The sequence below is a fragment of the Pseudomonas sp. N40(2020) genome (assembly GCF_014472415.1).
Lineage (GTDB): Bacteria > Pseudomonadota > Gammaproteobacteria > Pseudomonadales > Pseudomonadaceae > Aquipseudomonas.
In genome coordinates this window covers 1-18,921 of sequence record NZ_JACSZV010000052.1, presented here as the reverse complement: position 1 = coordinate 18,921, position 18,921 = coordinate 1, and the positions used below count along the sequence as shown (strand labels likewise).

15 protein-coding genes are annotated in these 18,921 nt (G+C 59.2%); 4 read left to right on the top strand and 11 right to left on the bottom strand.

Going from position 1 to position 18,921, the window contains the following annotated elements; all coding sequences use genetic code 11:
* Window positions 1–4: 4 nt before the first annotated feature.
* Window positions 5–1,186 carry a CaiB/BaiF CoA transferase family protein gene (locus IAI51_RS24960; RefSeq protein ID WP_187680900.1) on the bottom strand — a complete coding sequence of 394 codons (1,182 nt, stop codon included), beginning with the start codon at window positions 1,184–1,186 and terminating at the stop codon, window positions 5–7.
* A 145-nt stretch (window positions 1,187–1,331) separates the two neighbouring features.
* Window positions 1,332–2,666: a dicarboxylate/amino acid:cation symporter gene (locus IAI51_RS24955; protein ID WP_187680899.1), complete on the bottom strand. Its 1,335-nt coding sequence runs from the start codon at window positions 2,664–2,666 to the stop codon at window positions 1,332–1,334.
* A gap of 352 nt (window positions 2,667–3,018) precedes the next feature.
* Between IAI51_RS24955 and IAI51_RS24950 the strand changes: the two genes are divergently transcribed.
* Window positions 3,019–4,017: an AraC family transcriptional regulator gene (locus IAI51_RS24950; RefSeq protein WP_187680898.1), complete on the top strand. Its 999-nt coding sequence runs from the start codon at window positions 3,019–3,021 to the stop codon at window positions 4,015–4,017.
* An 841-nt stretch (window positions 4,018–4,858) separates the two neighbouring features.
* Here IAI51_RS24950 and IAI51_RS24945 read toward each other — a convergent pair.
* The 3 genes from IAI51_RS24945 to IAI51_RS24935 all read right to left on the bottom strand — a co-directional run bounded on the left by IAI51_RS24945 (window position 4,859) and on the right by IAI51_RS24935 (window position 7,635).
* Window positions 4,859–6,205: an ATP-binding protein gene (locus tag IAI51_RS24945; protein WP_187680897.1), complete on the bottom strand. Its 1,347-nt coding sequence runs from the start codon at window positions 6,203–6,205 to the stop codon at window positions 4,859–4,861.
* Window positions 6,202–6,879, bottom strand: a complete 678-nt coding sequence (locus IAI51_RS24940) for a response regulator transcription factor (protein WP_042560510.1) — start codon at window positions 6,877–6,879, stop codon at window positions 6,202–6,204. The genes IAI51_RS24945 and IAI51_RS24940 overlap by 4 nt, the downstream gene beginning before the upstream one ends.
* A 150-nt stretch (window positions 6,880–7,029) precedes the next feature.
* Complete coding sequence (locus IAI51_RS24935; RefSeq protein ID WP_187680896.1) at window positions 7,030–7,635, bottom strand: hypothetical protein; 606 nt, start codon at window positions 7,633–7,635, stop codon at window positions 7,030–7,032.
* Window positions 7,636–7,778: 143 nt separating this feature from the next.
* On the opposite strand from IAI51_RS24935, the gene IAI51_RS24930 reads away from it, so the two are divergent.
* Together IAI51_RS24930 and IAI51_RS24925 are read left to right on the top strand one after the other, a co-directional pair.
* Complete coding sequence (locus tag IAI51_RS24930; RefSeq protein WP_187680895.1) at window positions 7,779–8,570, top strand: dienelactone hydrolase family protein; 792 nt, start codon at window positions 7,779–7,781, stop codon at window positions 8,568–8,570.
* Window positions 8,571–8,749: 179 nt separating this feature from the next.
* Complete coding sequence (locus IAI51_RS24925) at window positions 8,750–9,475, top strand: 4'-phosphopantetheinyl transferase (protein WP_222944282.1); 726 nt, start codon at window positions 8,750–8,752, stop codon at window positions 9,473–9,475.
* Between the two features lie 117 nt (window positions 9,476–9,592).
* On the opposite strand, the gene IAI51_RS24920 is transcribed toward IAI51_RS24925, so the two are convergent.
* Both IAI51_RS24920 and IAI51_RS24915 read right to left on the bottom strand, forming a co-directional pair.
* Window positions 9,593–11,203 (bottom strand): ATP-binding protein, encoded by a 1,611-nt coding sequence (locus tag IAI51_RS24920; protein WP_187680893.1) that lies wholly within the window; start codon window positions 11,201–11,203, stop codon window positions 9,593–9,595.
* On the bottom strand, window positions 11,200–11,922 hold the full coding sequence (locus IAI51_RS24915; protein WP_187680892.1) for a response regulator: 723 nt from the start codon (window positions 11,920–11,922) through the stop codon (window positions 11,200–11,202). Before IAI51_RS24915 ends, IAI51_RS24920 begins: the two co-directional genes overlap by 4 nt.
* 736 nt (window positions 11,923–12,658) lie before the next feature.
* Between IAI51_RS24915 and IAI51_RS24910 the strand changes: the two genes are divergently transcribed.
* Complete coding sequence (locus IAI51_RS24910) at window positions 12,659–15,553, top strand: ribonucleoside-diphosphate reductase subunit alpha (protein ID WP_187680891.1); 2,895 nt, start codon at window positions 12,659–12,661, stop codon at window positions 15,551–15,553.
* A 166-nt stretch (window positions 15,554–15,719) separates the two neighbouring features.
* Here the strand turns inward: IAI51_RS24910 and flgE are convergent, their stop codons facing one another.
* The 4 genes from flgE to flgB are packed head-to-tail and all read right to left on the bottom strand — an operon-like array spanning window position 15,720 to window position 18,656.
* On the bottom strand, window positions 15,720–17,033 hold the full coding sequence (gene flgE / locus IAI51_RS24905; protein WP_187680890.1) for a flagellar hook protein FlgE: 1,314 nt from the start codon (window positions 17,031–17,033) through the stop codon (window positions 15,720–15,722).
* Between the two features lie 30 nt (window positions 17,034–17,063).
* Window positions 17,064–17,783 carry a flagellar hook assembly protein FlgD gene (flgD, locus tag IAI51_RS24900; protein WP_187680889.1) on the bottom strand — a complete coding sequence of 240 codons (720 nt, stop codon included), beginning with the start codon at window positions 17,781–17,783 and terminating at the stop codon, window positions 17,064–17,066.
* 15 nt (window positions 17,784–17,798) lie between these two features.
* Complete coding sequence (gene flgC, locus IAI51_RS24895; RefSeq protein WP_187680888.1) at window positions 17,799–18,242, bottom strand: flagellar basal body rod protein FlgC; 444 nt, start codon at window positions 18,240–18,242, stop codon at window positions 17,799–17,801.
* 3 nt (window positions 18,243–18,245) lie between these two features.
* Entirely contained in the window at window positions 18,246–18,656 is a 411-nt protein-coding gene (gene flgB, locus IAI51_RS24890) for a flagellar basal body rod protein FlgB (protein WP_187680887.1), read from the bottom strand.
* Window positions 18,657–18,921 lie beyond the last annotated feature (265 nt).

Genomic DNA, 18,921 nt, shown 5'->3' with positions numbered 1-18,921 from the left:
GACACTAGAGAATGACCTTGGCTAGGCGCAGTTCAACGATCCGCTCAGCACTAAACCCCAACTCCCCCAACACCTGATCCGTATGCTGCCCCAACCCCGCCCCGAGATGCCGGGGGGCAGGCAAATCCTCGGAAAACTTCAACGGACAAGCAATCTGCGCCTGCATCGTCCCATCCCCCCGCGGCACCTGCGTCACCAGCTCCCGCGCCTGCAATTGCGGATGTTTCACTGCCTCGCTCAGACTCAACACCGGCTCGACACACGCATCAATCCCGGCAAACAACGTACACAGCGCTGCAAAGTCATGCTTCTCGAACTCGACCTTCAACGCCTCCTTCAGCGCCTGCTGTTGCTCGGGTTTGGGTGACAAGCCTTGCGCCGCCAACTCAGGCCGGCCCAGCGCCGCACACAATGGCTGCATGAATCCCGGCTCAAGACTGCCCACCGACATCCAGCGCCCATCGCGAGATCGGTAGTAGTCATAAAAGCTGCCGCCATTGAGCATCTGGTCTTCCCAGCCCGGCTCCTCACCACAGGCCAGATACCCGGCGCCGGCCATGGCGTTCAGGCTGAACGCGCAATCAGTCATGCTCACATCCAGATGCGTGCCCTGCCCGGTCTGCTGCCGAGCAATCACCGCCGCCAGCAAGCCGATCACCCCGTGCAGCGAACCGCCAGCGACATCCGCCACCTGCATGCCCAGCGGCAACGGCCCGCTGTCAGCCCGGCCGGTGTAGCTAGCGAGCCCGGCCAGCGCCAGATAGTTGATGTCATGCCCGGCGCGATCCTTGTACGGGCCGGTCTGGCCGTAACCGGTGATCGACACGTAAATCAGCTTCGGGTTGATTGCTTTCAGAGCCTCATAACCCAGGCCCAGGCGCTCCATCACGCCGGGGCGAAACTGCTCCAGGACGATGTCGTAATCGGCGAGCAGTTGCTTGACCACTTCAAGTGCGTCTGGCTGTTTCAGATCCAGCGCCAGGCTGCGCTTGTTGCGGTTGAGATACGCGTGACTGGCCGACATTCCCTGATCATGTGGCGGCAACACCCGCAGCAGATCCAGGCGCGTCGGCGATTCGATGCGCAGCACCTCGGCGCCCATGTCCGCCAACAGCAGCGAGGCGAACGGCCCCGGCAACAGGGTCGAGAAATCCAGAATCTTGAGTGAGGCCAGCGGTGCGGACATGGGCGAACTCCTTGTGCGATGCACCCAGCCTAGGCAGCGATGGCGCTTACAGCAATCACCGGATCCATCAGGCGCAGTGACCGTTGCGCTCAAATCCCGGGCAAGAAAAAACCCGCCGAAGCGGGTTTTTTCTTTCAAGCGATGCTTACTTCACATTGCTCGGGGTTGGGCCTTCAGCCACACCCAGGTCGTCTTCTTCACGCTCATCAGAGATACCGCGACCGCCAGAAGCCAGTTCGGCTTGCAGTACATCGGTGTCCAGCTCTTTCACCCACTTGGCAACAACGATGGTCGCAACGGCGTTACCCACCAGGTTGGTCAGCGCGCGGGCTTCGGACATGAAGCGGTCGATACCCAGGATCAGCGCCAGACCGGCCACCGGCAAGTGACCTACGGCCGACAGGGTGGCCGCCAGCACGATGAAGCCCGAACCGGTCACACCGGCAGCGCCTTTGGAGGACAGCAGCAGCACCAGCAGCAGGGTGATCTGGTGAGTGATGTCCATTTGGGTGTCGGTCGCCTGAGCGATAAACACAGCCGCCATGGTCAGGTAGATCGAGGTACCATCGAGGTTGAACGAGTAACCGGTCGGAATCACCAGACCGACTACCGATTTCTTCGCACCCAGACGCTCCATCTTGATCAGCATGCGCGGCAGTGCCGATTCAGAGGACGAAGTGCCCAGTACGATCAGCAGCTCTTCGCGGATGTAGCGAATCAGTTTCAAAACACTGAAACCGTGCGCGCGGCAGATCGCGCCCAGCACCACCACCACGAACAGCACGCAGGTGATGTAGAAGCAGATCATCAACTGACCCAACTGCACCAGCGAGCCGACACCGTAGGCACCGATGGTGAACGCCATGGCACCGAACGCACCGAGTGGCGCCAGTTTCATGATCATGTTGATGATGTTGAACATCACGTGGGCGAAGCGATCGATCATGTCCAGCAGCGGTCGGCCGTAGGAGCCCAGGCGATGCAAGGCATAACCGAAGATCACCGAGAACATCAGCACTTGCAGGATATCGCCCGTGGCGAATGCACCGACAATGGTGTTCGGGATCACGTTAAGCAGGAAGCCGACAATGCTCTGGTCTTTACTGGCCGTCACATAAGTGGCGATTTTCGAAGCGTCCAGGGTGGTCACGTCGATGTGCATGCCGGCGCCCGGTTGCACGACGTTAACCACGACCAGACCGATCAGCAGGGCAATGGTGGAAACGATTTCGAAGTACAGCAGCGCGTAGCCGCCAGTCTTGCCCACCGATTTCATGTTCTGCATGCCGGCGATGCCGCTGACAACGGTACAGAAAATGATCGGGGCGATGACCATTTTGATCAGTTTGATGAACCCGTCACCCAGCGGCTTGAGGGCCACACCGGTCTGTGGGTAGAAGTGACCGAGCAGAATGCCGATGGCGATTGCAACGATCACCTGGAAGTACAGGGATTTGTAGAGTGGCTGACGAGTCGTCATTGCAAATTTCCTCAAGAGTCCCACGAGGCAACATCCATCTGTTGTCCGCGAAACCTTAAATTGCGAACCCTCCTGCACTGGAGGGATTTGTTGTTGGAACGGCGCTTTCTCCTGAGGGATAAACGCACGCTTCTGTCGCTCTTATCGCAAACCTCGTGCCACATTGGTGCAATTCACTGCCAGCCTTTTGATATCAGGTATTACAGGTTCATTTGTGTCACCGTCCGGTTACCCAGGTATGGCGGATTTCCGCCAACTCACCGAGTCTCGTCCTACAATTTGGCGGAAATCCGCCTTGTTGCCCATGCCACCCATGGCTACCATCCGGCGCTTGAGGAAGGATTTGCCGCTTATGCGCGAACGCACCATTGCCAGTCATTTCGCCCGTGCCGCCCTCGGTGGCGCACGCCGCCTGGGGTTCGACTACGCGGGCCTGTTGCAGCAACTGGGAATCAGCCCTGAATTGCTCGATGAGCCTCGTGCGCGCATCGCCCCGGAGCAGTTCACCCGGTTGATCCAGGGCCTGTGGCTGGCGCTGGACGACGAATACCTCGGTTTTGGCAAGGCACCGAGCAAACCCGGCAGCTTCGCCATGATGTGCCATGCCTCGATTCACTGCCGCAATCTGGAGAAGGCCCTGCAACGCGGCTTAATGTTTTATAGCCTATTCCCCGAAGCCCCCCGCTTGAGCCTCACTCGCGAAGACGAATGGGTGCGCCTGAGCCTCGACGATTCGCAATTATGGGACCCGGATCACTTTCTCAGCGAAAGCCTGCTGGTGATCTGGCACCGCCTCGGCAGTTGGCTGATCGGCCAGCGAATCCGTCTGGAGCAGGCAACCTTCAGCTATGCAAAACCTGCGCATGGCGCTGAATACGATCTGCTATTCCCCTGCGCTCTGGAATTTTCAGCGCAGCAAAGCAGCCTGCTGTTCCACAGCCGCTACTTGCACATGCCACTTTTGCAGGACGAACGCACTCTCAAACACTTCCTCGAACGCTCCCCCGCTGACTTGCTGTCACGCCCGGATGATGGCGACAGCCTCAGCAGTCGCCTGCGCCGCTTGCTCAGCCGCGACAGTGCGCGCTGGCCGGATCTGGAAGCGGTGGCCGCTCATCTGCACATCAGCCCACAGACCCTGCGCCGGCACTTGCGCGACGAAGGCACCAGTTTTCAGGAGCTGAAGGATCAACTGCGGCGGGATATCGCCATCTATCATTTGGGGCGGGCGGATCTGTCGTTGCAACAGATTGCCGAGCAGTTGGGGTTTTCCGAACCGTCGGCGTTTCACCGGGCGTTCAAGAAGTGGACGGGGCTGACGCCGGGGGCTTATCGGGCGCAGGAGCAGTGAGGCGGCTTCGAGGTTCCGCCCTCTGAGTTTTGGATTTGGATTTGGATTTGGGTGTATATCCGTTGCTGCGGGTGTTGCTGATTAGGGTTCCGCCCTTACGGCGGGTCACTTTTTCCAGACGCCGAAAAAGTAACCAAAAAGGCTGCCCCCTGACGTACGGCACTTCGCCTAGGCTCAGTGTTCCCTCGCTACGGTGTCCATCCGGGGGCATCGCTTCCGGTTTGCTGCGCTGCACCTCCTCTCGATGGATGCGGCTTCGCCGCACGGCGCTGCGCGCCTACCCCCGGATGAACACCTACGCTCGGCCTGCCGATGGGCTGAAGAGCAAGAGCAAGATCAAGAGCAAGATCAAAAGCCAAAGCCAAAGCCAAAGCCAAAACAGATCAAAAGATCGCAGCCTTCGGCAGCTCCTACAGGGAATGGGGGGAACCTGCCAGAGATTGGTCGGCTGTCAGGCCGCCATCGCGAGCAGGCTCACTCCTACAGAAAATCAAAAGCCAACCGCACGCTTTTCACCACTCAACACAATGAGCGTTAGCTCGAGTACAGCTCTTGATCTGAAGGCCCGTCGGCAGGCTGAGTGGAGGGATTGATCCGGGGGTGGGAGCGAAGCGACCGTTTGGCGCAGCCAAACACATCGAGAGGAGGTGCAGCGAAGCAAACCGGAGGCGATGCGCCCGGATCAATCCCGGAACGAAGGAACCCCGAGCCTCAGCGAGGGGCCGAACGTCAGGGCACAGACCTTTTGGTTACTTTTGGGGCGTTTGCCAAAAGTGACCCGCCGTAAGGGCGGAACCACCAGCAGCAACACCCGCAGCAACGGATATGCCCACAACAAAACTCAAACCGCAGGAAAATGAATCCGAAACGCCGCCCCACCCATCGGCGAATCCCCCAGCATCAACTTGGCGTTATAGCTTTCGATGATGTCCTTGACCACCGCCAACCCAATCCCCTGCCCCGGATGCTGCCGATCCAAACGCTCACCGCGCTCAAGAATCCGCGCCCGCTGATCCGGCGGCACCCCCGGCCCATCATCCTCAACACACAACTCAACCCCGGCGAGCGACTCACGCACGCTAATGCGCACTTCCCCAAGACACAGCCGATAAGCGTTCTCCAGCAAATTCCCCATCATCTCCAACAAGGCACCCTGCTCGATCGGCACATAACAATGCTCCGGCAGATCAAACGCCACCTGCACACGCTTGTCCCGATAAACCTTGTCCAGCGTATCGCACAGGCTTTGCAGCACCGGACGCAGCCGCACCTGATGTCGCACCAAACCGCTTTTACGCAAACTCGCCCGTTGCAGCTGATAACTGATCTGCTGACTCATCCGTTCGATCTGACTTTGCAGCACCAACGCCTGATCGATGTCTTTGGGCCGCTGAGCCATGTCCTCACTGACACCCTGCAACACCGCCAACGGCGTTTTCAGGCTATGGGCCAAGTCGTCGAGAGAGTCGCGATAACGGCTGCGCTGCTGGCGCTCACTGAGCAGCAAGCGGTTGAGCGAGCCAGTCAGACGCAGCAATTCGCGCGGATGTTTTTCCGTGAGGCTTTCGCGGGTGCCGCTCTCGATTTCGTCGAGTTCCTGGCTGAGTTGGCGCAAGGCCTTCAAGCCCCAGGTCAAGCCGATCCACAGCAGCGCCAACAGCACAAGCAAGGCTGCGCCAAAGCCCAGATACAGATTCTCGCGCAGGCCTTCAAGGGTGGTTTCGTATTCGCGCACCGGCTGCAGGGCGACGATGCTGAATGCCGCGCTTTTACCGCCGAGCAGTTTTACTTCAACGTCGTAAACGAAGAATTCCTGACCGTTGCTCTCACGAATCCGCGCGAACTCATTACCGAGCCCGTCGTAGCGCGGCTTGTAGTTGATCTGCTCTTCCTGAGTGGCTTTCGAGCGCCAGACCAGATGACCTTCGCGGTCGTAGATGTAACCCAGCAGACGGAAGTCGGTGAGGTTGAAACGCTCATCCGGCAACTGCGAGGGCATGACCAATTTGCCGTTTTCGATGCGCGCGGCAGAAATCAGCGTGGTGACGTCCGACGCCAGACGCTGCTCGATAGAGTCCTGCAACGCGAGGCTGAAAGCGCCCTGCATCGCCGGCAGCAAGGCGAGCATGAACAACACCGCCAACGTAGTGGCGGCGAGCATCAAACGGACGCGAAGGGAACGAATCAAGTGCAGCGCTCATTGAACAGGTAGCCGAGGCCACGCACGGTGTCGATCGGCTTGAACCCTGCCGGGCCTTCGAGTTTGCGGCGCAAGCGGCCGACCAGCACTTCGATCACGTTCGGATCGCGCTCGTCGTCATCCGGATAGAGTTGTTCCATCAGGCGATCCTTGGGCACCACTTGCTGGTGATGACGCATCAGGTATTCAAGAATGCGGTATTCGTAGGCGGTCAGCGCCAGTGGTTGCTCGTCGAGGCTCGCTTGCTTGCGATTGAGATCGAGCAACAGAGGGCCGGCGACGATGGTCGACTGGGTGAAGCCGCTTGAGCGGCGCAGCAAGGCATTCAGGCGCGCGTCGAGTTCTTCGAACTGGAACGGTTTGACCACGTAATCGTCGGCGCCGGCAGCCAGACCTTCGACCTTGTCCTGCCAGTTGCCGCGCGCGGTGAGGATCAGGATCGGGAAGGTCTTGCCGCCCGAACGCAACTGACGGATCAGGTCGAGGCCGCCCATGCCCGGCAGACCAAGGTCGATCACCGCCAGGTCAAAGTTGAACTGTCCAGTCTGATACAGCGCCTCCTCGGCATTGGCCACGGACTCGACCACGTGACCGCTCTCCGTCAGACGGGTTTGCAGGTGATGGCGCAACAGCGCTTCATCTTCGACGACCAACAGTTTCATATTGCTCTCCCGGGCAAATCAAACATCTCCGACTACACATCTGTGGGAGCGAGCCTGCTCGCGAAAGCGGTGAGTCAGTCAATGAAGATGTCGACTGACACATCGCTTCGCGAGCAGGCTCGCTCCCACATTGAATTTGGCGGCAACTCCTTAGAAATTGTAGTTGGCCGACAGGTAAGTCTGCGCGCTGCTGTTCAGATCCAGCGAGCCTTGCTTGCTGCCACCGCGTTCGCTCATCTCGGTGCTCGCGTTGCTCATCAGGTAACGGTAACCGAGTTCCACCGAGGTGTTTTGCGATACTTGCTGCAACACACCGAACTGGCCGCCGACCGCGTAACCGATGTCACTGTCGCGGCTATAGCCTGGCGACTCTTGGGTCAGTTTGGTCAGACCGGCCGTCGCACCGCCGAACAGTTTGGTGGTACTGCCCACCGGGTAGAACAGATCGTAGCTGCCCAACAAGTTTTCCTGGCGCAGTTTAATGCCATTGTGCGAACCGGACACGTTGTCGTAGGTGGCGTAGTAGCGACCTTGCGAGTTTTGCTGACCGAGGCGTACGCCGTAGGTGTTGTTGCCGTCGATCGCGCCGGTGGCGTTAGGGTGATCGAGGTTGTTGTTCAGAGCATGGGACTTGTCGATTTTGTCGCTGGTCTGGCCGAAGGTCAGGCCGGCGAAGTTCGAAGTGGTGTCGGCCTGGGCCGCGATACTGGCGCTCATAACGGTCATTGCCAGCAGCAGTTTGTTTAAACGAGTCATGGGTATTTCCTCTTTCACAGTGCTGTTTGGGTATGGCGCAAGGTTACTGACCCTCCCCTGTACCGACCCTGAACGCTCTCTGAACCTGACCTGAACCAAATCGACTAGGCTGTTCTGACCACTTTTCGATAAGGACAACGACCATGCGCCTGTTCCTCGCCCTCACCTTGCTGGCCGTCAGCAGCCTCACCCAGGCGGCGATCAAGACCGAAGAAATCCCCTACCAGAGTGCCGACGGCACCAAGCTGATCGGCTACTACGCCTACGACGACGCCATCAAAGGCAAGCGCCCGGGAGTCGTTGTGGTGCACGAATGGTGGGGCCTGAACGACTACGCCAAACGCCGCGCGCGGGATCTGGCCGAACTCGGCTACAGCGCATTGGCGATTGATATGTACGGCGAGGGCAAGAACACCGAGCACCCGAAAGATGCGATGGCGTTCATGCAGGCGGCGACGCAGGACGCGGCCGCCTCCAGCAAGCGCTTCGAGGCCGGGCTGAACCTGCTGAAGAAACAACCGCAGACCGACGTGAACAAACTCGCCGCCATCGGTTATTGCTTCGGCGGCGCCGTGGTGCTGAATGCCGCGCGACAGGGTGAGCCACTGGCGGGCGTGGTGAGTTTCCACGGCGCACTGGCGACCAAGACACCGGCCACGCCCGGCAGTGTGAAGGCGAAGATTCTGGTGGAGCATGGCGCACTGGACAGTATGGTCACGCCGGACAACGTCACCGCGTTCAAATCGGAAATGGACAAGGCCGGCGCTGACTACAAGTTCGTCAGCCTGGATGGGGCCAAGCATGGTTTTACCAATCCGGATGCCGATCGCCTGGGTCATGGCGAGCACGGTGGCCCGGACATCGGCTACAACAAGGCAGCCGATGAAAAATCCTGGGCGGATATGAAGGCGTTCTTCCAGACAATATTTGGCTGACCCAAAACCTGCGCGATCAAAAATCTTCAATGGATCGCAATGCCCCTGTAGGAGCTGCCGAAGGCTGCGATCTTTTGATCCTGTTTTTAACAATCAAAATCAAAAGATCGCAGCCTTCGGCAGCTCCTACAGGTGTGTGCCTCTACCCAGTTTTGATGCTAACCGGCAAAATGCCCGCCATGAATCCAACGCCTGCCCTCCCCGCCTGCTGCACCCCGCTCGATGCCCACTGGCCGTTGCCAACGGTGTTGCCTGACACGGTGCTGCTCAGCACCCATTTCGATCCGTCACAACTGCTCGGCGATGATTTCCAACGCAGCGCCATCGAGCCGCCGCCGAGTATTCAGCGATCCGTGGCCAAGCGGCAGGCGGAGTTTCTCGCCGGGCGAGTCTGCGCCCGTGCGGCGTTGCAGCAATTGGAAGGCAAGGGGGCGATCCCGGCGATTGGCGAAGATCGTGCGCCGGTATGGCCGGCGCACATCTGCGGCTCGATCACCCACAGCACCGGCCGCGCGGCGGCGATCGTCGCCAACAAGCAACATTGGCGCGGTCTGGGTATGGATCTGGAAAACCTGCTAAATACCGAACGTGCCGAACGACTGGCCGGGGAAATCCTCACGCCGCCGGAGATGCAACGCATGGCGGCGGGTTCGCGGGATCAGTTGGCGCTGTGGGTGACGCTGACGTTTTCGGTAAAAGAGAGTTTGTTCAAGGCGCTGTACCCGATCGTGCAGAAGCGCTTTTACTTTGAGCACGCCGAAGTGCTGGAGTGGACTGAACAGGGTGAGGTGCGGTTGCGTCTGTTGACGGATCTGTCGAGTGAATGGCGCAACGGGACGGAGCTGGATGCGCAGTTTGGTGTGCAGGATGGGCAGTTGTTGAGTCTGGTCAGCATCAAAGCCTGAAGATTTTCGGCGCCTGTGCAGCCCTCTTCGCGAGCAGGCTCGCTCCCACATTTGGAATGCATTTCACCTGTGGGAGCGAGCCTGCTCGCGAAAGCTATCGTCCAGCCACTGCGGGGCTCAGCGGCGCTCCTGATTTCTCGGCCAACTCAAACTGAAACAAGCCCCACCCAGACTTTTGCTCTTGCCAATGATCGCCCGGCCGTCATGCCAATGGATGATCCGCCGCACAATCGACAAGCCCAATCCATGCCCGCCTGACGCCCGCGTGCGGCTGTCATCCAGCCGTAGAAACGGCGTAAAAATCCGCTCCCACGCCACTTCCGGCACACCCGGCCCGTCGTCCTCGACGTCCACCCGGCAACGCAACTGGCCGACCTGATAACTCACCGTGACCTTCGAGCCTGCATGGCGCATGGCGTTGCTCACCAGGTTCTGCAGCGCCCGGTGCAGGTAACGCGGCTCGGCCTCGACCCAGGCATCGTCATTGTCGGCGGCCGACAGGCACAAGCCGCGCTGCACCGTGACCTCGGCACGCAGCGGCGCCAACTCTTCAATCACTTGATTGACCAGCGCATCAAGGTCGATGCGCTGAAATGTCAGCGCCGGCGAACCCTGCTCCAGTCGTGCATAAGTGAGCATTTCATCGACCAGCTTATCGAGGTCTTCGATGTCGTGATCCATGCCTTCACGGTACTTTTCCAGCGCTTGCGGTGTGGTCGCCGAGCCAATCATCTCCAGGCCGAAACGCAACCGCGCCACCGGCGTGCGCAGCTCATGGGACACCGCACGCACCAGTTCGCGCTGGATCGCCAGCAATTGCTGCAAGTGCTCCGCCATGCCATTGAACGCGGAAGCCAGCCGCCCGACCGAGTCGGCACCGCGCGCCGGCACGCGGGTTTCCAGACTGCCCTTGGCGATCCGCGTGGCCGCCGCTTCGAGGCCGCGCAAGCGCCGCTCCAGTTGGCGCACCAATAGATAAACGATCAGACCGATCAAACTGAGGCCAAGCGCAGCGATCAACACCAGCCACTCCGGTGGATACGGATTCATCTGATACAACGGGCCGATTTCCAGCACCCACGGCGTGCCGACCATGCCGGCAAACACCCGGATCGAATCCCCCCCCTTGCCCAACGCCATCACCGTGTCGCCCTCGGCCACGCGACGGCTCTGGTCTTCGTCCATGTCGGCGTCGTTCACCGTGACCAGACGCAGATCGAAACCGAAGCCCTTGTCTTCCTTTATCTGCGCCAACCGCTTGGGCTGCTCGGCCACTGGCACGCGCACCAGCTCATCGGCCAACAGGTAAATAGTCGCGCGGGCCAATTGCTCACTGATCTGCTGCACCTCGCCCGTGAGCACCAACTGTTCTTTGTCACTGACCAGTCGGTAAACCTTCGCCGCGTGCGGGCCGGTCTGCTCCACCAACGCCGAACCGCGCAGCACGCGGGTGCGCTGGGTCAGGTCGAGATCGGTCTCGGCAAACTTCTTCAGCGCCAACGGGATGCCGAGCAAACGCTCCCACACCAGCAGGGCACGATGGCGCTCGGTCTGGTTCATCGGTTGCAGGTTGTCGGCCATCAGCGAGAACGTGCCATGGGCCAGGCGCTCGCGGTATTGCTCGCTGCGCACCTGGTTGAGCAGGTTCAGCGCCAGCACGCCGAGCACCGCCACCAGAATCAGCGCGGCGCACATGCCGCCGTAGATGCGCAGGAAGATAGAGTTCACAGCGCCAGGTCTACGCAGGCTTCAGGGACGAACAGATAGCCTTTGCTGCGGATGGTCTTGATCAGGCGCGGATGGTCAGGGTCATCGCCGATCTTCGGGCGGATGCGCGAGATGCGTACATCGATCGAGCGGTCCTGGCCGTCGTAGCCGATGCCGCGCAACGCCGTGAAGATTTCTTCGCGGGAGAGGATTCGCCCGGCATTGGACACCAGCAACCAGAGCAGGTCGAACTCGGCGCTGGTCAGTTCGATGCCGTTGTCGCTCAACCAGGCTTCGCGCAAGGCGTTGTCGACCACCAGCGGGCCGAATTGCAGACGGCGGCTTTTTTCCGCGCTCGGCTCCGGTGTGTCACTGCGTCGCAGCAACGCCTGAATCCGCGCCAGCAGCAGCCGTGGGCGCACCGGTTTGCACACGTAATCGTCGGCGCCGAGATCAAGCCCCTGGATCTGGTCGGCGTCATCGGTGCGCGCGGTGAGCATCAGGATGGGGCCGTCATAACGGTCACGCACCTTGCGGCAAATGCTCAGACCATCTTCACCGGGCAGCATCAGATCAAGGATCACCAGATCCGGCTGTTCCTGGATAATCCGCGCCGCCGCCAGCGCACCGTTGCCTTCGATTCCGACGCGCAATCCATTGGCTTGCAGGTAGTCGCGAGTGAGTTCGGCCAGACGCTGATCGTCCTCGACTATCAATACCTGAAAGGCTTGTTGCTCCACGGGTGACCTCTGCTTGCCAGGTTTACTAATAAAAGAAGGGATCCTCCGGTCTTTTTGTCATCTTTCTGGAGGATAAGAATGCCTGCGCATGGGCCGATTGTATAAACGGCGTACAGCCAGAACACAAGTCGGTAAATGCGTTCGGACAAGGCGGTTTTTTGTGATAGGGTTCGCGCCCTTAAAAATCCGCTGAAGCGTTTTTCCGGTTAAAAGAACAGTGACAAACGGTCTAGCTCAGTGGGTTCGCGGCCTACACGTGAATTCCTGCTTTCTTACACAATTTACGCACAGGTTTATCCACAGGCTGTCCGTTGCATTCCTCCCCTGAAACGCATTATCTTGTAGCACGGCGAAAACGGAGACCCTACATATGGGGTTTTCGACTGAAACGCCCAACCACATTTCAGACCTGAAACTCAAGCGCTTTATGGCAAGTTTCGGGTTGAACGAAACAAGTTTTTCGAAGCCCAAACCGCGCTTGCGGATGGCACCGTTTTTTTAGCTCCAAATGGCAAAGAACGGTATGGGTGTTGCAGTCATTACTGTCACCCGGGAAGGAATCCGGTTCGAGCGCAGGCTCGCAACCAAAACTTCGGCAGGGACGCGGCGATGTAGCCTTTTTCCTACTGCTCCGAAGTTGTTAGGCCGACGCTCGTCGGTTGTAGTGCTTCGGGACAGAACGGTGAGCACCATGATGGTGCCCAAACAAACATAGAGAATGTGGAGACAATCCCCCATGCAAACCGACACAACTCGCGAGAACCCGCAGGGCACCTTGCCGCAGGCCGCCGATTCGAATTCGGATCTGGCAGCTACCGCGCCTGGTCAACTGCGCGTGATCAAGCGCAATGGCACTGTCGTTCCTTACACCGATGACAAGATCACCGTCGCTATCACCAAAGCGTTTCTCGCAGTTGAGGGCGGCACCGCTGCCGCCTCGTCGCGAATCCACGACACCGTTGCCCGCCTGACCGAACAAGTCACCGCGACCTTCAAGCGTCGCATGCCTTCGGGCGGCACCATCCACATCGAAGAAATCCAGGACCAGGTCGAACTGGCCCTGATGCGTGCCGGCGAGCAGAAAGTCGCTCGCGACTACGTGATCTACCGTGACGGCCGTTCGAAAGAACGCGCTGCCCACGCGCCGGCCGAAGAAGCGGTCAACGCGCACCCGTCGATCCGCATCACCCGTGCCGACGGCAGCCTGGCGCCGCTGGACATGGGCCGCCTGAACACCATCGTCACCGAGGCCTGCGAAGGTCTGGAAGAAGTCGACGGCGACCTGATCCAGCGCGAAACCCTGAAAAACCTGTACGACGGCGTGGCCCTGACCGACGTCAACACCGCTCTGGTGATGACCGCCCGTACCCTGGTTGAGCGTGAGCCGAACTACTCGTTCGTGACCGCCCGCCTGCTGATGGACACCCTGCGTGCCGAAGGCCTGAACTTCCTCGAAGTCGCCGAAAGCGCCACCCATCACGAAATGGCCGACCTGTACGCCAAGGCCCTGCCGGCCTACATCGCCAAAGGTATCGAGTTCGAACTGCTGAACCCTGTGCTGGCCACCTTCGACCTGGAAAAACTGGGCAAGGCGATCAACCACGAGCGTGATCAGCAATTCACCTACCTGGGTCTGCAAACCCTGTACGACCGTTACTTCATCCACAAGGATGGCGTGCGTTTCGAACTGCCGCAGATCTTCTTCATGCGCGTGGCCATGGGCCTGGCGATCGAAGAGAAGAACAAAGAAGACCGTGCGATCGAGTTCTACAACCTGTTGTCGTCCTTCGACTACATGGCCTCGACTCCAACACTGTTCAACGCCGGCACCTTGCGTCCACAGCTGTCGAGCTGCTACCTGACCACCGTTCCGGATGACCTGTCGGGCATCTACCACGCGATCCACGACAACGCCATGCTGTCGAAATTCGCCGGTGGCCTGGGCAACGACTGGACGCCTGTCCGTGCTTTGGGTTCGTACATCAAAGGCACCAACGGCAAGTCGCAAGGCGTTGTTCCGTTCCTGAAAGTCGTGAACGACACCGCTGTAGCCGTTAACCAGGGTGGCAAGCGCAAAGGCGCTGTGTGTGCCTACCTGGAAACCTGGCACATGGACATCGAAGAGTTCATCGAGCTGCGTAAAAACACCGGTGATGATCGTCGTCGTACCCACGACATGAACACTGCCAACTGGATCCCTGACCTGTTCATGAAGCGTGTCTTCGATGACGGCAAGTGGACCCTGTTCTCGCCATCCGAAGTACCGGACCTGCACGACCTGACCGGTAAAGCCTTCGAAGAGCGTTACGAGTACTACGAAGCGCTGTCCGAGTACCCGGGCAAGATCAAGCTGTTCAAGACCATCCAGGCCAAAGACCTGTGGCGCAAAATGCTGTCCATGCTGTTCGAAACCGGCCACCCATGGCTGACTTTCAAAGACCCGTGCAACCTGCGTAGCCCGCAGCAGCACGTCGGCGTGGTTCACAGCTCGAACCTGTGCACCGAGATCACCTTGAACACCAACAAGGATGAAATCGCTGTTTGCAACCTGGGCTCGATCAACCTGCCGAACCACATTGTCGACGGCAAGCTGGACACCGCCAAGCTGCAACGCACCGTGAACACCGCCGTGCGCATGCTCGACAACGTGATCGACATCAACTACTACTCGGTGCCGCAAGCGAAGAACTCCAACTTCCGTCACCGTCCGGTAGGTCTGGGCATCATGGGCTTCCAGGACGCGCTGTACCTGCAGCACATCGCCTACGGCTCCGACGCTGCCGTCGAATTCGCAGACAAGTCGATGGAAGCGGTCAGCTACTACGCGATCCAGGCTTCCTGCGACCTGGCCGACGAGCGCGGCGCGTACGAGACGTTCAACGGTTCGCTGTGGTCCAAAGGCATCCTGCCGCTGGATTCGCAACAGATCCTGATCGAGCAACGCGGCCAGAAGTACATCGACGTTGACCTGAACGAAACCCTGGACTGGGCACCGGTTCGCGCCCGTGTACAGAAAGGCATTCGTAACTCCAACATCATGGCCATCGCACCGACCGCGACCATCGCCAACATCACTGGCGTATCGCAGTCGATCGAACCGACCTACCAGAACCTGTATGTGAAATCGAACCTGTCGGGCGAATTCACCGTGATCAACCCGTACCTGGTTCGCGACCTCAAGGCTCGCGGTCTGTGGGACTCGGTCATGATCAACGACCTGAAGTACTACGACGGTTCGGTTCAGCAGATCGAGCGCATCCCGCAAGAACTCAAAGAGCTCTACGCGACCGCGTTCGAAGTGGACACCAAGTGGATCGTTGACGCGGCCAGCCGTCGTCAGAAGTGGATCGACCAGGCCCAGTCGCTGAACCTGTACATCGCCGGCGCATCGGGCAAGAAACTCGACGTGACCTACCGCATGGCTTGGTACCGTGGTCTGAAAACCACCTACTACCTCCGTGCTCTGGCCGCGACCAGCACCGAGAAGTCGACCATCAACACCGGCAAGCTGAACGCTGTATCCAGCGGCGGCAACCATGGTGATGATTCGGTTCTGGCAGCTCCGGCCGGTCCCGCTCCAGTGCCAAAGGCTTGCGCCATCGACGAGCCGGATTGCGAAGCTTGCCAATAAGCTGAGCCGGTGAGCGCCGCAAGGCGCTGACCTGAAAACCCCCGATCAGTCCTCTGGATTGTCGGGGGTTTTCTTTTGCCTGCCTTTTAAGATCTTTTGATCCTGATTCCACCAGGCAAAAAAAAGCCCCTCTGACGAGGGGCTTCTTATGCAGCGCCAACCAGCATCAAGTCATCTGAATGATGGTCTGCATGATGGTGCTCTGGGTGGAGATGGTCTTGGCGTTCGCCTGATAGTTGCTCTGCGCCTTGATCAGATCCACCAGCTCATTGGTCAGGTTAACGTTCGACTCTTCCAGCGAGTTCGACACGATCGAACCCAGCGTACCGGTCTTCGGCGAATCAACCCCGGCCACACCCGACGCGAACGTCTCTTTCCAGCGCGTACCGCCAATCGGCTGCAGACCCTGCTCGTTGGCAAAGCTCGCCACCGCCACCTGACCAATCGCCTTGGTCTGCTGGTTGCTGAAGTTAGCCGTCATCACACCGGTCGAATCGATGGTCAGGCTGGAGATCTGGCCAGTCGCATAACCGTCCTGATATTGCGCAGTACGCGCGGTCGGAGCGTTATAGGACGTGGTCAACGCGGTGTTGAACGCGATACCGGTCGAGTTGGCATCGGAACCGTTCGGCCCCCAGGTCACTGGCGAGGTCGTCGCGTTGGTCACCACACCTGGAATCCAGCCGCTCATGGTCAGGGTGTTGCCGGTTTTGGTCCAGCCAGCGCCCGCCGTCAGGGTCGCGATGGAACCATCAGAGTTGAACGTGAGGTCGTGGGTCATCGGTGTCAGGGTGTTGTTGGCCGGATCCGATGGGGTACGACCATCCATGTAGGTGTAGACGCTCCAGGCATTGGTACCCGTTTTCACGTAGTACTGATCCATGCGGTGCTCGTTACCCTGAGTGTCATAGACCGGCGTGGAAATCAGCTTGTTATAGCTGTTCAGATCGGTCGGACTGAACGGCGCCACGGTTGGCTTGGTGTCTTCCGAGTTCAGGTTCATGGTCTGGTCGATCTTGGACGTCGCGTTCGGCTTGAGGGCCGACGTGTCGATCTTCAGGTCAGTCAGCACGCCGGTCATGATCTTGCCGTTGGCATCGACGCCATAGCCTTGCAGACGGTTACCGTTGTTATCGACCACGTAGTTTTCAGCGTCGGTCTTGAATGCACCGGCACGGGTGTAGCTCAGGGAACCGTTGTCGCTGAGGATGAAGAAACCGTTGCCCTGGATACCCATGTCCAGCACGTTGCCGGTGTTGCTCACATCACCCTGGCCGAACTGCTGGGAAACGTTGGCCAGGCGCACGCCGTTACCGACGGTTTTGCTACCGGTACCCAGGCGAGTGGCCGAGTACACGTCTTCGAATTCTGCACGGGACGATTTGAAACCGGTGGTCGCAACGTTGGCGATGTTGTTGCCGGTCACGTCCAGTTGCTTGTTGGCAGCATAGAGACCGCTAAGGCCGATATTGAAAGACATATTCCACTCCTTTGTGCCGGTTAGTCGGCTCTATATACCAATGGTTTGTACTTTGGACAGCGCAACGCTGCCCAGGCCCGCCAGGTTCAGCATCAACTCACCGCCGGTCTGGCTGATGGTCACGCTGTTGACGGTCGCTGGCAGGTAAGTCACCAGCGAAGTGGCCTTGCCGTCGTAAGTGGCGCTGGCGGTGAACGTGTAAGTGCCCGCCTTCGCGACCGCACCGGAAGCGTCCTTGCCATCCCAGATGAAGCTGGCGTTGCCGGCGTTCTGGGTGCCCATGTCGATGGTGCGCACGACTTTGCCATCGGCATCTTTGATCGAGAGCGAAACTGCGCCGGAGGCCGGAACCACCACGGTGCCGTTGAGGCTTTTGCTGGTGTCGACTACAGCCTTGTCGGTCTGCGCGATGACCGAACGGCCAACCAGCGACGACGCCTGCAATGCTTGCGAGGAGTTGTAGTTGCCGGCAATGCCGGTGACGGTGTCGTTCAGCGTGGTGATGCCTTCCAGGCTGCTGAACTGCGCCAACTGAGCGACGAACTCGCTGTTGTCCTGCGGATCAAGCGGGTTCTGGTTCTTCAGTTGGGTGACCAGCAGTTGCAGGAAGGCATCTTTGCCCAAAGCCTGCTTGCCGGTGGCGCTGTTGGTGGCCGCAGCCAGACCATCAGTGGTCGTCCCGGTCTTGACCGAAGAATTGGCCAGAACGTCTTTGATGCTTACGCCGCTGGTGGAATCGGAAACACTCATGGCAGTCGCCCCTTATTACTGACCGAGGGTCAGTACCTTCTGCATCATGGTTTTGGCGGTGTTCATCATTTCGGCGTTGGTCTGGAAGGAACGGCTCGCGGAAATCATGTCAGCCATTTCTTCCACCACGTTGACGTTCGGGTAGTAGACGTAGCCTTTGCCGTCAGCGGCCGGATGGTTCGGCTCGTAACGCGCTTCGAGGTTGCTCTGGTCTTCGACCACACCGAGTACCTGCACGCCTTGACCGGCCGCATCCTGGCTCTGGAACAGCGAGTTGCTGCCGCTGTTCTGGCCACCCTGGAACATGGTGGCGAACACCGGGTGACGGGCGCGGTAGGTCTGGTCGATGCTCGAAGAGACGGTTTCGGCGTTGGCGATGTTCGAAGCCACGGTGTTCAGACGCGTGGTTTGTGCGCTCATGCCGCTACCGGCAATGTTGAAAACGCTGGACAGGGACATGGATTACTCTCCGCGCAGGGCTGATACCAGCCCTTTGAATTTGCTGTTGAGCAGCGTGAAGCTGGCCTGGAAGCCGACGGCATTTTCCGCGTAATTGGACTGTTCCAGTTGTGCATCCACGGTGTTCTGGTCGATCGACGGTTGCATCGGCGTGCGATACATCAGCGACTCGTCGCCGTTGCCCAGTCCTTCAGCCTCGATGTGACGGCTGTTGGTCATGTTCAGGGCAAACGTGCCACCGCTCTTGGTTTTCTCGGTCTGTGCTTCGAGCACTTTGGAGAATTCCAGATCCCGCGCCTTGTAGTTCGGGGTATCGGCGTTGGCGATGTTGTTGGCCAGGACTTCGGCACGCTGGGCGCGGAAGCCCAGGGCTTTTTCGTGAATGCCGAGCGCTTTATCGAAGCTGATGCTCATGTCGGGAACCTTCGGATGACCGGTTTTTCGTAACTGAGCTTTAGCAAGCGGCGTGCCAATGCGAGAAGTCCCCGTAAACCGGGGCTTTGCCGGGCATCGGCAAAGCGGCAATGCCAGAAAAGCGGCAACCGGTTTCCGCCAGATGCCGCTTTTCTGCCGCTCTCAGCCCTGCCCTTGCCCTGTAGGAGCTGCCGAAGGCTGCGATCTTTTGATCTTCAAAAACAAAATCAAAAGATCGCAGCCTTCGGCAGCTCCTACATGAAGC

What these genes read in the sequence shown, in the direction of transcription:
- IAI51_RS24930 (WP_187680895.1), top strand. Translation starts at nt 7,779, where the DNA reads ATGCGCCTGTTCCTCGCCCTCACCTTGCTGGCCGTCAGCAGCCTCACC.
- flgD (WP_187680889.1), bottom strand. Translation starts at nt 17,783, where the DNA reads ATGAGTGTTTCCGATTCCACCAGCGGCGTAAGCATCAAAGACGTTCTG.
- flgE (WP_187680890.1), bottom strand. Translation starts at nt 17,033, where the DNA reads ATGTCTTTCAATATCGGCCTTAGCGGTCTCTATGCTGCCAACAAGCAA.
- IAI51_RS24925 (WP_222944282.1), top strand. Translation starts at nt 8,750, where the DNA reads ATGAATCCAACGCCTGCCCTCCCCGCCTGCTGCACCCCGCTCGATGCC.
- flgC (WP_187680888.1), bottom strand. Translation starts at nt 18,242, where the DNA reads ATGTCCCTGTCCAGCGTTTTCAACATTGCCGGTAGCGGCATGAGCGCA.
- IAI51_RS24955 (WP_187680899.1), bottom strand. Translation starts at nt 2,666, where the DNA reads ATGACGACTCGTCAGCCACTCTACAAATCCCTGTACTTCCAGGTGATC.
- IAI51_RS24950 (WP_187680898.1), top strand. Translation starts at nt 3,019, where the DNA reads ATGCGCGAACGCACCATTGCCAGTCATTTCGCCCGTGCCGCCCTCGGT.
- IAI51_RS24960 (WP_187680900.1), bottom strand. Translation starts at nt 1,186, where the DNA reads ATGTCCGCACCGCTGGCCTCACTCAAGATTCTGGATTTCTCGACCCTG.
- flgB (WP_187680887.1), bottom strand. Translation starts at nt 18,656, where the DNA reads ATGAGCATCAGCTTCGATAAAGCGCTCGGCATTCACGAAAAAGCCCTG.
- IAI51_RS24935 (WP_187680896.1), bottom strand. Translation starts at nt 7,635, where the DNA reads ATGACTCGTTTAAACAAACTGCTGCTGGCAATGACCGTTATGAGCGCC.
- IAI51_RS24910 (WP_187680891.1), top strand. Translation starts at nt 12,659, where the DNA reads ATGCAAACCGACACAACTCGCGAGAACCCGCAGGGCACCTTGCCGCAG.
- IAI51_RS24940 (WP_042560510.1), bottom strand. Translation starts at nt 6,879, where the DNA reads ATGAAACTGTTGGTCGTCGAAGATGAAGCGCTGTTGCGCCATCACCTG.